This is a genomic window from Streptomyces sp. NPDC057099 (assembly GCF_042671245.1).
Lineage (GTDB): Bacteria > Actinomycetota > Actinomycetes > Streptomycetales > Streptomycetaceae > Streptomyces > Streptomyces purpurascens.
Genome location: NZ_JBHUTX010000010.1, coordinates 133,922 through 147,886, shown reverse-complemented (window position 1 = coordinate 147,886; position 13,965 = coordinate 133,922). Strand labels below are relative to the sequence as shown.

The window sequence follows — 13,965 nt, the reverse complement described above, 5'->3', positions numbered from 1 at the left end:
ACGGCGCCCTCCCCAGGCAGGGAAGGCGCCGTTCTCCGTGGTGGTGTCCGGGCGGCTCAGGCGGTCACCGGCGTCTGCTCCGTGGACTGCCGGCCCTGCGTGGAGGTGCGGCGCTCCAGCAGCCGGTCCACCCCGAACGCGCCGGAGCCCGTGAAGATCAGCAGGAACATGGCCCAGCAGTACATGGCCGCGCCCTCGCCGTTGTTCTCGATGGGCCACAGGCCCTCGGGCTGGTGGACCTTGAAGTACGCGTAGGCCATCGCGCCGGAGGATATGAAGGCCGCGATGCGGGTGCCCAGGCCCAGGAGCACCAGGATGCCGCCGACGAGTTCGATGACGGCCGCGTACCAGTTGGGCCAGGCGCCGGTCGCCGCGGTACCGCCCTTGCCGTCCGCACCTCCGAGGACGCCGAAGAGCGCGACGGCGCCGTGGCAGGCGAACAGCAGGCCGATGACGATCCGGAACAGTCCGAGAGCGTACGGCTGAGCGCCGTTGAGGCGTGCGGTCATGTGGGGGACTCCTTCGGGCGGCCGGCCAGGGGAGGCCGGTCGGGGGACAGAACCGATGAGTAACCCACGTTAGGTGTGCCTAATTGATGCTTGCAAGTTCAACATTTGGCCACTGGTTTACCTCCGTTTGGGTGTCACTTCCGGCCGCAACCGCACGTAGAGCGGCTCTGGCGACCGCATCCGCGTCCGAAAGCGTGACCGAATCCACACCCGGGCGGGCCCCCGCGGCGGTCACCCAGTGCACACCCTCTGTAGGAACTCCGAAGGCGAACCGCCTTGTGTGTGCGACACCTTGACGATCCATCAGGCGATAAGGGCGCGGTGTGACGTCCAAACCGCCTGTCTCGTAACCGTCGGCGGTGTGCGGGCGGCACTGGCCCGTCCGCAGCAGCCCGGCGAGGAGTCCGTCGGCCGTCCTCCGCAAGTCGGCCTCCGGCAGGCGGGCCTCTATGAGGGTTGTCACACGGGCGACCGAGCCCGGCACCTCGGGTGAGCGCACCGCCCAGGCCCCGTCCTCCTCCGCCACCTCCAGACGCGGCCCGAGCACCTCCACCACCCCCGCCTCCATCAGAGCCACGAGCTCCTCGATGCGGCGCCGGGGCGGGCCGATGGACAGGAAGGCGTTGAGCGGGGTGTACCAGCGGTCCAGGTGGTCCCGCCGGGACGCGCCGGCGAGTCCCCCGTGGTCGACGATCAGCCGGAGTTCGTTGCGCAGGTCGCGCAGCACGTCGAGGGCCGCCTTCAGCGGGCCCCGGACATTGCCCAGGGCGGCCTGCGCGGCGTCCTCGCGCAGATACGACAGCAGCCAGTCGCGCCACTCGCCCAGGTGCGCGAAATCCCGTCCCGCGTGCGGGCGGGACACCCGCTCCCAGCTCCAGCGGTCGGCGCCGGGCACCCCGAACTCGTCCAGCAGCACGGCCTCCCGGGAGTCGCCGTGCGGTACGGCCACGAAGCGATCGGTGAACTCCGCGCACTGACCCGCGGCGGCACCGGACCGCCGGAGCAGCGCGGCGTAGTAGACCGTCTCGACCTCCTTCGCCACCAACGGCCATATCTCCGCGAGGAAGTCGGGCGCCTCCCCGGAGTCCGCGCGCTTGCGGAAGCCCGCGATCGTCTCCGGCGTGAGGACGAGCGGGACGTGCCGGCCGTACGGCCCCTTCGCGTTGTCGCCGCGTGCCTGGTACGGGATGCCGCGCCGCGAACCGGCGTACAGCCGCGGTTCCCGGCCCGAGGGGAGATAGCGCAGGCCGCCCCGGGTGTCCTGGACGAAACGGCCGCCGCGGCCGGTCGTCAACAGGGCCATGTGGTCGAAGAAGTTGAGGCCGAGCCCGCGCAGCAGGACGGGCTCGCCGGCGGGGATGGAGGACAGGTCGACGTCGGCCGGGTTGGCGGGCGGGATGTGGCGCAGGCCGTGCCGGGCGGCGTGGGCCGCGAGGCGCCGCCCGGCCGGGTCCGCTGCCGCCGGGAGGTGGCCCTGCGCCAGGACCACCGCGGAGAGGCCGGTCAGGGTGCGGCCGTCGTCGAGGGCGAGGGCCTGCCGGCCGCCCGGGGTGTCGTCGAGCCGGACCGCGCGGGCCCGGTGCGTCTCGACACGCACGTTCGGCGGCGCGTCCCGTACGGCCCTGGCGAACACCCACTCCAGATAGCGGCCGTAGTCGGCCCGGCTCGGGTACTCGTCCGGGCCCAGCGTGCCGCGCGCCCACTCGTACAGGCTGGGCCCCGGGCGGACCGGGCCCGAGCAGTCCACGCTGTCGTCGGTGAACAGGGTCACCTGGCAGGCCACGGTGTTCATCAGCAGCTCGGACGACTGGGCGGTGCGCCAGACGCGGCCGGGTCCCGGCGGGTCCGGGTCGATCACGTGGACCGTCAGCCGGGCACCGGCAGGGAGAAGTTCCTGGGCGGAGGCGCAGAGACGTTCCAGGACGCTGGTGCCCCGTGGCCCGGCGCCGACCAGGGCGACGGAGACCGGTGCGGGTGTCTCGGCCGGTACGGGTTCCTCGGTCGACGCAGACAAGGGTGGTACTCCCGGGCGTGTGGGGCGCGTGTCGGCGGTCCGCCGGTCGGGAAGCGGACGGTCCGCCTCATCATGCCGTCGCCGGGAGCGGGAACCGATGTCCGTGGGGAAGGATTGACACTCGCTGTGGGATGCGTCACAAGCATCACGGGACACGCCGGTCGCAAAGGGGTGGAACAGGCGTGTTACGGGGCAAGTTCGGAGTCCAGGAGCGTCGTCAGCCGAGGGCCCGCCCCCTGCCGCGCCTTGGCGTGCTCCAGCCGCAGCCGGGCCGAACGGCCGCGCAGGGTCAGGGTCATGAGCTGGTTGCCGAACCAGGGGCCGCCCGTCTTGCGCCAGGTGACCGGCGGACGGGGGAGCCGCCCGTGCCGGGCCAGGCCGCGTCCGAGGGTGCGCGCCAGCGCGGTCCAGCCGATGCGGAAGCCCATCCGGATCGACAGCGGGACGGAGTTGTGGACGGGGGAGCAGACGAGCTGCACCACCCGGGCGTCGGGCCCGGGGCCGGGCCACGAGGGCTCGGCGATGTAGGCGTGGTGCACGTCCCCGGACAGCACGCACACCGTCGCCGGCGCGTCCCGCCCCGAGCCGGCCTCGGCGATCAGCTCCGCCAGCCCGGCGAAGGACTCGGGGAACGCCGACCAGTGCTCCAGATCGGCGGCCCGCCGTACCTTCTCCCCGAACCGCGCCCAGCGCTCGCCTCGTTCACCCCGGCACAGCGCCGCGTTCCACCCTTCGGCGTCGTGCACCAGATGCGGCAGCAGCCAGGGCAGCGAGGTGCCGATGAGGAGGTGGTCGTAGGCCTCGGGCGTGTCCCGTACCTGCTCGCGCAGCCAGGCCTCCTCGCCCGGGTCGAGCATCGCGCGGCCGTCCTCGGCGAGGACACGGGCCGCCCGGCTGTCCACCATCAGCAGGCGTACGCGCCCGAAGTCGCGCCGGTAGCTCCAGCGGGCCGTGGTCGCGTCCGCGTCGGCCCGGGCCGCGAAGGCGCGCAGCACGTCGGTGCCGTCGGGGACCTCGCGGACGCCCTCGTACACCGGGTCGGCCGCCAGTTCCTCCAGGGAGAGGTTGCCGAGGTGCTGGTGGACCCAGTACGACATCAGGCCGCTCAGCAGCCGCTCCTGCCACCAGTCGGTGGCGCGCATGTCGGTGAGCCAGGCGGCGGAGGTGTTCCAATCGTCGATCACGTCGTGGTCGTCGAAGATCATGAAACTGGGCACGGTGGACAGCAGCCAGCGGATGCGCGGGTCGAGCCACGACTCGTAGTAGAGGTGCGTGTATTCCTCGTAGTCCGCGACCCCGTCGCCCGGCGGGTCGCTCAGGTCGCGGCGGGCCGCCAGCCAGCGCTGGGTGCCGTCGGACGTCTCGTCGGCGTACACCTGGTCGCCGAGCAGCAGCAGGACGTCGGGCCGCTCACCCTCCGGGTCGGCCGCGAGACGGGTGGCGAGCGCGTCCAGGGCGTCCGGGCCTACGGGATCGTGCCCGCCCGCGGGAGGGGCGGCCCACCGGCAGGAGCCGAAGGCGACACGGAGGCCGTCCTGCGGGCCCGGCGCGTGGATCGCCGAGGGCGGGAAGGGGGAGCCGGGCAGCGGCCATACGCGGGTGCCGTCGAGGAGGACCTCGTACGTCGTGGTCGTACCGGCGGTGAGGCCGGTCACCGGGATCAGCGCGTAGTGATGCCCCGCGATCTGGAAGGTGTGGGCCGAGCCTCCGGCGCCGTCGGCGCAGCGCACCTCGGTGGAGCACGGACGGCTCGTCTCGACCCATACGGTCGCGGACGAGCCGTCGGTGTACCTCAGCAGTGGTCCGAGGCGCAGTCCGGCCATGATGGTCCCCTCTCCGTCGCCCCGTACGGTACGGAACGACTGAGGTCAGCGGGGAGATCCCGGCCGGAAATACCTGGGTGTCAGCAGCTCGCGAGATAGTTCGTCAGCGCGGACTTCTCGGCGGAGTCGACCGAGAGGCCGTAGTAGTACTTCACCTGCACCCAGGCGCGGACGTAGGTGCAGCGGTACGCCGTCCGGGAGGGCATCCAGGTGGCCGGGTCCTGGTCGCCCTTGGCCTGGTTGACGTTGTCGGTGACCGCGATGAGCTGCGGGCGGGTCAGGTCGTTGGCGAAGGACTGGCGGCGGGACGTCGTCCAGGAGTCGGCGCCGGAGTCCCATGCCTCGGCCAGCGGGACCAGGTGGTCGATGTCGACGTCGGCGGCGGCGGACCAGGTGGCGCCGTCGTAGACGGAGTACCAGCTGCCGCTGGTGGCGGCGCAGGAGGAGTTCTGCTGGACGTTGGTGCCGTCGCGCTTGAGGACGACCTCGCGGGTGTTGCAGGCGCCGGACTGGGTGATCCAGTGCGGGAAGAGGTCGCGGTCGTAGCCGGTGCGGTCCTCGGTGGCCACGGTGAGCGAGGACAGGTAGGTGCGGGCGGTGGCCGCGCTGACGGGCGTGGGGAGGGCGGCGGAGGCGGCCGGACCGTTGATCAGTCCGGCCGAGGCTATGAGGCCGGTGAGGCCCGCGAGTATGCTGAGCCGTCGACGCGCGTAGAACTTCGGCATGCGAACTCCCTTGTGGGGTGGGGGTGTTGGGCGGCGAGCGGGAGAATGCTCGCCGCGCCGTGTTGCGGGGAGATGTGCGTGAGGTGAGAAGGTAGTGACGAGTTCATGACATGACAAGAGTTCGAGGCGGAACTGTCGGTTCGGGGACGTCGCGTACGATGGACGGCGCAGAAGGGGAGTAGCTCTTCGCCGGACCGTCGACATACTGCTCAGCTCGTCTGAGCCGGCGCCCGGAGGCGGTCCTTCTGGTCCATCCAGGGGCCCCGCCAGCGAGACCTTCGGCAAGCAGTGCACGCCCGTGCCTACCGGTACGGGTGCCGTGTGTGCTGCCGTGCCGAGGTGTGTCGCGTGAAGGTTCAGCACTCTCGGTGGGGCAGTCCCGACCGATTGAGGAACCCTTGATCAGCCTGACCGTGACGGCCGTCGTCTTCGGCGTCGTCTTTCTCGCCGAACTGCCGGACAAGACCGCCCTCGCCGGCCTCGTCCTCGGCACCCGCTACCGCGCCTCCTACGTCTTCGCCGGTGTCGCCGCCGCCTTCGCGCTGCATGTCGTGCTCGCCGTCGCGGCGGGCAGTGTGCTGACGCTGCTGCCGCAGCAGCTCGTGCAGGCGCTGACCGGCGTGCTCTTCCTGGGCGGGGCGGCCGTACTGCTGCTGCGGATGGGCGGGGCCGATGATGACGCAGAGGTCCGCAAGCCGGAGAACCAGTCCTTCTGGAAGGTCTCGGGCGCCGGATTCATGCTCATCCTGGTCGCCGAGTTCGGCGATCTCACCCAGATCATGACCGCGAACCTGGCCGCCCGCTACGACGACCCGCTCTCCGTCGGCCTGGGCGCGGTGCTCGCGCTGTGGGCGGTGGCCGGGATCGGCATCGTCGGCGGAAAGGCGCTGATGAAGAAGGTGCCGCTGCGGCTGATCACGCAGATCGCGGCGCTGGTGATGCTGGCGCTCGGGGTGTGGAGCCTCTGGGAGGCCGTGACCGGGTGAGCGGGGGCTCGGTGGGCCGGGCGCGGTGGGCCGGGGTTCGGTGGGCCGGGTTCCGTGGGCCGGGTTCGGTGGGCCGGGTTCGGCGGGTGGGGGTTCCGTGCGCCGGGGCTCGGCGGGCCTGTGTGAGCTGAACGGTCGGTGAACGTCTGCCGGGGGGTCTGGCGCGAAGCGGGGATTGTTTTGTACCGTGGGGGAACAAAGTGGCCCTCGCCCGTTTTCCCTGACCGGCGGGCGGGGCCGCCTTGTCCCTCCGGGGCGTGAGGCGAACCCGCCGTCCGCCCCCTCCCGCGCTGGAACCGCGCCCCGAGCCTTGGAGCAGCCGATGACGGCCACCGCCGTGCTCACCGCCCGCGCCCTCCTGCTGGACATGGACGGCACCCTGGTCAACTCCGACGCCGCGGTCGAACGCGTCTGGCGGCGCTGGGCCGAGCGGCACGGGCTCGACGGGGACGAGATCATGAAGGTCGTCCACGGGCGGCAGGGCTACGCGTCGATGGCGCTGCTGCTGCCCGGCCGGCCGATGGAGCAGAACTACGCCGACAACGCCCGGATGCTCGCCGAGGAGACCGCGGACACCGACGGGGTCGTCGCGATCCCCGGGGCACCGGAGTTCCTCGCCTCGCTGCGCGGGCTGCCGCACGCGCTCGTGACCTCGGCCGATGTGCCGCTCTCCACGGCGCGGATGGCCGCGGCCGGTCTCGAGCAGCCCGAGGTGCGGGTGACGGCGGAGTCCGTCGGGGCGAGCAAGCCCGACCCCGAGGGCTTCCTGAAGGGCGCCGCCGAACTGGGCGTGGCGCCCGCGGACTGTGTGGTGTTCGAGGACTCCGGGGCCGGGATCGCGGCGGGGCGCGCGGCCGGGATGACCGTGGTGGGGGTCGGCCCCCGGGCCGCGGTCCACGAGCCGGATGTCGTGGTGGACGACCTCACGCGGGTGCGCGTGGAGGCGGTCGGGGACGGGACGGTCCGTCTGCACATCGGGTAGGTGCGCCCCGGGGTGTGCCCCGGCCCCACACAGGGCCGCGGTCGTAATTCGCTTGCCCTCGTCACGGGTCGACGCTGCACTGGGGCCGGACACCACGCGCCGTGGTGCCGGCATCCCGAGGAGGCAGCGGCAGCGATGGAGATCCGTCCCACGACCGACCAGGATCTCGACGTCTTCGTCGACACCCTCCATGCCGCCTTCGGGCTCTTCCCGGAAACCCCCGTCGAGGGCGGCGGGCTCTGGTGGTCGGCGCTGGAAATGGACCGCTGCCTGCTCGCCCTGACGGCGGACGGGCGGCCCGTCGGCACCGCCGGCGCGTACGCCTTCGAGCTCACCCTGCCCGGTGAGAACCTCGTCCCGGCCCCCGGGGTGACCGCCGTCGGCGTCCTGCCCTCGCACCGGCGCCAGGGCGCGCTCAGCGCGATGATGCGGCACCAGCTCACCGAGTTGCGGGCCGGCGGGAACGTCCTCTCCGTGCTGCTGTGCTCCGAGGCCACGATCTACGGCAGGTTCGGCTACGGGCCGGCGACCCGCACCGCGCAGCTGACGGTGGAGCGCCACAAGGGCGCCCTCGCCGCGCCCCGGGCGCGCGGAACGGCCGACGCCCCGGCGAGCGGCTCGGTCGAGGTGCTGCGGCGTGCCGAGTGCGGCGAGATCCTGGAAGGGGTCTACGACCGGTATCGCCGCGCCCAGCCCGGCGCGCTGTCCCGGCCGCACCGCTGGTGGGCCCTGCGCGCGGGGCAGCCCCCGATCTCGCCGGCGCCGCGCTACGTCGCCGTGCACCGCGACACCGACGGCGTCCCGGACGGGTACGCCAGCTACTCGATCGAGTCCGGCACCCTGACGGTCGACGAGACCATCACCACCGACGACGCCGTCTTCACGGCCCTGGCCCGGTTCGTACTCGGACACGACCTGGTCTCCAAGGTCGTGTTCAAGCACGTCCCGCCCGGGCACCCGCTGCGCTGGCAGCTCGCGGACTTCCGCGCCGGCGAGGTGGGCGGCGACATGGACTGGCTCTGGGTGCGGCTGCTGGACGTCCCCGGTGCGCTGACCGCGCGCGGCTGGTTCACGGACGGTGAGCTGGTCCTCGACGTCGAGGACCCCTTCCTCGGCGAGCACGGCCGCTACCTGCTGACCGTCCGGGACGGCAAGGCCGACTGCGTCCCGACGGACCGGGAGCCCGACCTGTCCCTGGACGTGCGCGACCTGGGCTCGGTCTACCTGGGCGGCACCGCCCCGAGCACGCTCGTGCGTGCCGGACACATTCGGGCCCACCGCCCGGGCGCGGCCGCTCTCGCGGACGCGCTCTTCCGTGCCGAGCGCGCCCCGCACTGCCTGCACTGGTTCTGACCGTCCGGCCGGTGGGTCAGACCACGTGGGCGGCGATGGTGCGCGCGCACTCCAGGGACTCGGTGCGGGTCGTGTCCACCTCCAGGTCGTAGCTCACGCCCTCGTGGACGAGCTGTGCCTGTGCCGCGGCCATGCCCTTGACCCGGTCGCCCCGGGCGATCTCGCGGGCCGCGGCGACCTCGCCGTCACACCGGACGCCGACCCACAGCACGTCGAGTCCGGCCAGGGCCTTCTGCCAGCGCTGCTGGGACGCCGGTCCGCCGAGGAAGACGTCGTCGACGATGACCTTGGCGCCGGCGCGGGCCATGGCGGCGATGCCCTCGGTCCAGGCGGCGTCCAGGGCCCGGAAATCCGCGCCCACGGTCACGCCGCCGTCGGGCGCGAAGGTGATGCCGCCGTCCGAGCCCTTCATCCTCGCGGGCAGCGCCTCGACGAACGAGTCGACGCCGAAGGCCGGCCATGGGTCGGGCAGCACCTCTTGCAGGCACCGTACGAGTCCGGACTTGCCGGAGCTGGAGCCGCCGTTGAGAACGATCACCTGTGTGGTCACGGCGTCACCGTACGGTGCCGGGGTGGTCTACGGCTCCTGCGTTTCCGACTCCAGCTTCGTCCGGGTGTCGCGGTCGTAGACGCCGAGGTCGTCGGCCTGGATGCCGCGTGAGTACTGGTAGTTGCGGACCGCGTCCTGGAGCCGGTCGTCGAAGGTGCCGTCGGTGTCGTCGTCGTAGAGGAACAACTGGCGCAGGCGCGACTGGAGTTCGGTGACCTCCGGGCCGCGGTCGCCGAGGCGCAGGACGCTGGGGTTGCCGTCCTGGCGGGAGTTGTCCGGCGGCTTCTTCCCGGAGCTGGACGCCGACGCGGACGTCTCGGGCGCCGACGGGGAGGCCGTCTGCGACGGGCTCGGTGAGGCGCTCGTCCTGGACGGCGACGGGGAGGCCGACGGACTGCTGGTGGGGGACGGGGCCGGGGGTGGAGCGGCGGGGGTCGACGGCGTGGCCGATGCGCTCTTCTCCGGCGACGAGGACGCCGAGCTGCTCGACGGGGCGTCCGGCACGCTCGCCCTGATGTCGTCCGGCAGCGCGGTGTTCCGCGAGGGCCCCTCGTAGAAGAACAGCCCGCTCGCGTACCCCGCGGCTGTCACGACGGCGACACACGCCCCGGCCGCGGCGATCAGCGCGATACGCCGCCGCCGGCTCCTCCCGCCGGACTCGGCATCGGACCCGACCTCGACCGACTCCCGCCTGCCCGGCGCCGCCACCGCCGTCCCGGCACTGTCGAACATCCGCAGATCAGTGACACTCGGCTCGGCCCCGTCCGGGGTCAGGGGCGTCGGAAGCACTGCGGTGGCATCCGGGGCGGGGGTGGCTGGGACGGCGGGCAGCACGGTGGTCGCGTCCGAGGCCGGGGTGACCGGCAGCACGGTGGTCGCGTCCGGGTCCACCGGGTGCAGGGGCATGGTCGTGTCGGCGGGGGAGGGCGGCGGCGCGAGGCTCCCGGGGTGCGGGGCCTGGGTGTGCGGGTGTGCGGTCGGGGTGTTGGGCGCGGGCGGTTGCGGGGCTCCTGCGGGGTCCGTGAGCTGGTGTCGTGGGGTGCCGTCGGGGGCCTGGGCGGGGACTCCGGTGTGCAGGGGCATGTCCGGGGTGTCGAGCGCGGGCGGCTGCCCGGCGCCTGCAGTGCGCGTGGCCTCCGCCGGGTTCGTCCGGGGCTGTCCCGGGGCCCTGCCGCTCGCCTGAGCGGGGTCGCCGCTGGCGTGCGGTGGCGCGGTCGGGATGTCAGGGGACGGCTGCTGCGAGGCTCCCGCTGGGTCCGTGTGTGGCGGTCGCGTGCCGTTGTCGGGCGCGTGTGCGGGGCGTCCGGGGTGTGGGGCCTGGGCGTGCGGGTGTGCGGTCGGTGTGTTCGCCGAGGGCGGCTGGGAAGCCCCCGCCGGGTCCGTGTGTGGCGGTCGCGTGCCGTCGCCGGGGGCGTGCGCGGGGCCTCCCGGCTGCGCGGCCTCGGCGAGTGGGCGGACGGTCGGGGTGACCGACGGGGGTGACTGCGCGGCTCCTGCGGTGTGCGCGGCCTTCGCCGGGTCCGTCCGGGCGTGTCGCTCGGCTCCGTCGGGCGCCTGCGCGGAGTTTCCGGCGTGTCCGGCGCGAGGGGCCTGCGTGGGTGAGGTGTCCGGCGAGGACGGTTGCGCCGCTCCCGCGGTGCGCGGAACCCCCGGGCGTGAAGCCCCCGAGCCCGCAACCTCCGTGCGCGAAGCCTCCGTGCCCGGTATCCCCGAGCCTGGAACCCCTGCGCGCGAAGCCCCCGAGCCCGCAACCTCCGTGCGAGGAACCTCCGTGCCCGGAGCCCCCGTGCCCGGTATCCCCGAGCCTGGAACCCCTGCGCGCGAGGCCCCCGTGCCCGGAACCCCCGTCCGCGAAGCCTCCGAGTCCGGAACCCCCGTCCGCGAAGCCCCCGTACCCGGCACCCCCGCAGCATCCGTCAGAGGCCCCCACTGGGTGCCCCCCGGCTCGGGAGTCGTCGTCGGCGTGTCCTGTGCGGCCGATCCCTCCGGCCCCGACCTCCCCGACCCGCCGTCGAGTTCGACGTACGGGCGGATCCGTAGCGGGTCGAAGTCCTCCGCTGCCGCTGCCTGGGCCGTGCGGGCGTCGCGGAGGGCCTCGGCGGCCTGGTGGGTGCAAGCGCAGGTGGGGGACTTGTCCTGCAGTCTGGGTGCTCCGCACTCCGGGCACGGGTGTCCATTAGGCGGTTCCACGCGTTCCTCCCTCCCCTCGCGAACTCCAGAGATTATCCAGATCTTCTCCACAGTGTGGTCGAGGAGCCCCCGGAATGAACGCTTCCAAAAGGACTCGGCAGGCCATACCCCGTCACACCGGTCACGATGGAAAATGTCACAGGACCCTCGGGAGGTCTCATGGCCGGGGATGTGCACGACGCGACACCGTCACCCGTACCTTCACCTGCGGAAACCCTCGCCCTGGAACAAGTTCCCGGGAACGTGCTGGTCTCCATCGGCGCCCTGCTCCTCGGCATGCTGCTCGCCGCCCTGGACCAGACCATCGTGTCGACCGCGCTGCCCACCATCGTCAGCGACCTCGGCGGCATGGACCATCTGTCCTGGGTCGTCACCGCCTATCTGCTGGCCGCCACCGCCGCGACCCCGCTGTGGGGCAAGCTCGGCGACCAGTACGGCCGCAAGAGGCTGTTCCAGACGGCGATCGTGATCTTTCTCATCGGCTCCGCGCTGTGCGGCACCGCGCAGGACATGACCCAGCTCATCGCCTTCCGGGCCCTGCAGGGGCTCGGCGGAGGCGGGCTGATCGTGCTGTCGATGGCGATCGTCGGGGATCTCGTGCCGCCGAGGGAACGCGGGCGATATCAAGGACTGTTCGGGGCCGTGTTCGGCGCGACCAGTGTGCTCGGGCCGCTGCTCGGCGGGCTGTTCACACAACATCTGAGCTGGCGTTGGGTGTTCTACGTCAATCTGCCCGTCGGCATCGTCGCGCTCGCCGTGATCGCCGCCGTCCTGCACATCCCGCGCCGCTCCCAACGGCACGTCATCGACTACCTCGGCACCTTCCTCATCGCGGCCGTCGCCACCTGCCTGGTGCTGGTCGCCTCCCTCGGCGGCACGACCTGGGGATGGGGGTCCGCGCAGATCATCGGGCTCGCCGTCCTCGGCGTCGTCCTCGCCGTCGTCTTCGTGGCCGTCGAGCGGCGCGCCGCCGAACCCGTGCTGCCGCTCAAGCTGTTCCGCGTCCGCACCTTCACGCTCGCCGCCGTGATCAGTTTCGTCGTCGGCTTCGCCATGTTCGGCGCGATGACCTACCTGCCGACCTTCCTCCAGGTCGTGCAGGGCGTCAGCCCGACCATGTCCGGTGTGCACATGCTCCCGATGGTGGTGGGCCTGCTGGTGGCCTCGACGGCCTCGGGGCAGATCGTCAGCCGTACCGGCCGCTGGAAGGTGTTCCCGATCGCCGGCACCGGCGTCACCACGCTCGGGCTGCTCCTGCTCCACCAGCTCGACGAGGACAGCTCCACCGTCGAGCTGAGCGGCTTCTTCCTCGTCTTCGGGCTGGGCCTCGGCCTGGTGATGCAGGTCCTCGTGCTCATCGTGCAGAACGCCGTCCCGTACGAGGACCTGGGCGTCGCCACCTCCGGCGCGACCTTCTTCCGCTCGATCGGCGCCTCGTTCGGCGTCGCCGTCTTCGGCACGATCTTCGCGAGCCGGCTCGGCGACCAGCTCACCGACGCCTTCCGGGGCGCTCGGCTGCCGCCCGGCGTCTCCGTGGACGCGCTGGAGGCCGACCCGCGCGGCATCGCCGCCCTGCCGTCCGGCCTGCGGTCACCGGCCCTGCACGCCTACGCCGTCTCCATCACGGACGTCTTCCTCTACGCCGCCCCGGTCGCGCTCCTCGGCTTCGTCCTGGCCTGGTTCCTCAAGGAGGACCGGCTGCGCGGCTCGGTCACCGCGCCCGACGTCACCGAGACCCTGGCCAGCAACCCCGTCGAGCGGACCTCGTACGACGAGGTGTGCCGCGCGCTGTCGGTGCTCGGCAGCCGCGCGGGGCGGCGCGAGATCTACCGGAAGATCACCGAACGGGCGGGCTACGACCTGCTGCCCGCGGCGAGCTGGCTGCTGCTGCGGATCCGGAGATACGGCGAGGTCGAGCCGGCCGTGCTGGCCGACAGCATGCCCGTGCCGCTCACCGTGGTCATCGAGGCCGCCCGCCAGGTCGAGGAGCGACGGCTCGCGACGCGCGAGGGCCTCGGCCTGGTCCTGACCGACCAAGGGCGGGAGGTCGCCGACCGGCTGGCCCAGGCACGCGAGGACTCCCTCGCCGAGCTGCTCGGCGACTGGTGGGGACCCGACCGGCCGACGGATCTGGTCCAACTCGTGCGGGAGTTGAACGGCGAACTGTGCGGGTCGCGGCGCGAGCGGCCGTACGACGACCGGCCCTACGAGGAGCGGCGGGCGGAGCGGATGGCCTGAACAGGAGAGCGTAGGTGTGGTGGTTCAGGTGAGGGGCTTGGCGAACCAGTGTTCGGCGTACTTGTCGTCGTTGTGCGGCTCGGTCTCCGTGTAGCCGAGCCGGGCGTAGAGGGCGCGGGCCTCGACGAGGTCGCCGCGGGTGTCGAGGATCAGTCGTGCGGCGCCGAGCGCGCGGGCGGCGTCCTCGGCGGCCCGGACCAGCAGCGCGGCGCCGCCCCTGCCGCGCATCGACGGGTGCAGGAACACCCGTGTCAGCTCGGCGGTCGTGCCGTCGTACCGCCGAACGCCCGCGGTGCCGGCCGGCTCACCTCCGTACCGGGCGACCAGCAACTTCCCGTGCGGCGGCGCGAGATCGGCACCCTGCTGGGCGACGATCTCCCGCTCCAGCTCCTCCGGGTCGGTCCGGCGGCCCTCGTGCAGCAGGTACCAGCGGTCGCTGACCTCGGTGTAGTACGCCCGCCACAGAGCGGCGGCGACGGGGGAGTCGTACGGTTCCGGGGCCACGGTCCAGATCATGAGCGCATTCTCGGCCAGTGCCGCACCGTGCCCGCAACCGGATATGTGTGACCGCCGTGTGCCGTTTGGGGGCGGGTTT

The 13,965-nt window shown here is 72.7% G+C and carries 11 protein-coding genes; 4 read left to right on the top strand and 7 right to left on the bottom strand.

Features of this window, described 5'->3' with window-relative positions; translation table 11 throughout:
• Nucleotides 1-56: 56 nt before the first annotated feature.
• The 4 genes from ACFT4A_RS16605 to ACFT4A_RS16590 form a co-directional block, all read right to left on the bottom strand.
• Nucleotides 57-509, bottom strand: coding sequence for a DoxX family protein (locus ACFT4A_RS16605; protein WP_382830545.1), 453 nt, complete (start codon nt 507-509; stop codon nt 57-59).
• A 79-nt stretch (nt 510-588) separates the two neighbouring features.
• Nucleotides 589-2,523 carry an FAD/NAD(P)-binding protein gene (locus tag ACFT4A_RS16600; protein ID WP_382830542.1) on the bottom strand — a complete coding sequence of 645 codons (1,935 nt, stop codon included), beginning with the start codon at nt 2,521-2,523 and terminating at the stop codon, nt 589-591.
• 185 nt (nt 2,524-2,708) lie between these two features.
• The gene (locus ACFT4A_RS16595) at nt 2,709-4,346 is read right to left on the bottom strand and encodes an alkaline phosphatase D family protein (RefSeq protein ID WP_382830540.1); all 1,638 of its coding nucleotides are present in this window, start codon (nt 4,344-4,346) and stop codon (nt 2,709-2,711) included.
• An 80-nt stretch (nt 4,347-4,426) separates the two neighbouring features.
• The gene (locus ACFT4A_RS16590; RefSeq protein ID WP_382830537.1) at nt 4,427-5,071 is read right to left on the bottom strand and encodes an HNH endonuclease family protein; all 645 of its coding nucleotides are present in this window, start codon (nt 5,069-5,071) and stop codon (nt 4,427-4,429) included.
• 398 nt (nt 5,072-5,469) lie between these two features.
• On the opposite strand from ACFT4A_RS16590, the gene ACFT4A_RS16585 reads away from it, so the two are divergent.
• The 3 genes from ACFT4A_RS16585 to ACFT4A_RS16575 all read left to right on the top strand — a co-directional run bounded on the left by ACFT4A_RS16585 (nt 5,470) and on the right by ACFT4A_RS16575 (nt 8,392).
• Complete coding sequence (locus ACFT4A_RS16585) at nt 5,470-6,057, top strand: TMEM165/GDT1 family protein (protein ID WP_382830534.1); 588 nt, start codon at nt 5,470-5,472, stop codon at nt 6,055-6,057.
• Between the two features lie 322 nt (nt 6,058-6,379).
• Nucleotides 6,380-7,039, top strand: a complete 660-nt coding sequence (locus tag ACFT4A_RS16580) for an HAD-IA family hydrolase (RefSeq protein ID WP_382830532.1) — start codon at nt 6,380-6,382, stop codon at nt 7,037-7,039.
• A gap of 135 nt (nt 7,040-7,174) precedes the next feature.
• Nucleotides 7,175-8,392 carry a GNAT family N-acetyltransferase gene (locus ACFT4A_RS16575; protein WP_382830530.1) on the top strand — a complete coding sequence of 406 codons (1,218 nt, stop codon included), beginning with the start codon at nt 7,175-7,177 and terminating at the stop codon, nt 8,390-8,392.
• A 16-nt stretch (nt 8,393-8,408) separates the two neighbouring features.
• Here ACFT4A_RS16575 and cpt read toward each other — a convergent pair whose 3' ends face one another.
• Both cpt and ACFT4A_RS16565 read right to left on the bottom strand, forming a co-directional pair.
• Nucleotides 8,409-8,942: a chloramphenicol phosphotransferase CPT gene (gene cpt, locus ACFT4A_RS16570; protein ID WP_382830527.1), complete on the bottom strand. Its 534-nt coding sequence runs from the start codon at nt 8,940-8,942 to the stop codon at nt 8,409-8,411.
• Nucleotides 8,943-8,969: 27 nt separating this feature from the next.
• Nucleotides 8,970-10,025, bottom strand: coding sequence for a peptidoglycan-binding protein (locus ACFT4A_RS16565; protein ID WP_382830525.1), 1,056 nt, complete (start codon nt 10,023-10,025; stop codon nt 8,970-8,972).
• A 1,266-nt stretch (nt 10,026-11,291) separates the two neighbouring features.
• On the opposite strand from ACFT4A_RS16565, the gene ACFT4A_RS16560 reads away from it, so the two are divergent.
• The gene (locus tag ACFT4A_RS16560; protein WP_382830523.1) at nt 11,292-13,370 is read left to right on the top strand and encodes a DHA2 family efflux MFS transporter permease subunit; all 2,079 of its coding nucleotides are present in this window, start codon (nt 11,292-11,294) and stop codon (nt 13,368-13,370) included.
• A 24-nt stretch (nt 13,371-13,394) separates the two neighbouring features.
• Here ACFT4A_RS16560 and ACFT4A_RS16555 read toward each other — a convergent pair whose 3' ends face one another.
• Entirely contained in the window at nt 13,395-13,886 is a 492-nt protein-coding gene (locus ACFT4A_RS16555; RefSeq protein ID WP_382830520.1) for a GNAT family N-acetyltransferase, read from the bottom strand.
• Nucleotides 13,887-13,965: the final 79 nt, after the last annotated feature.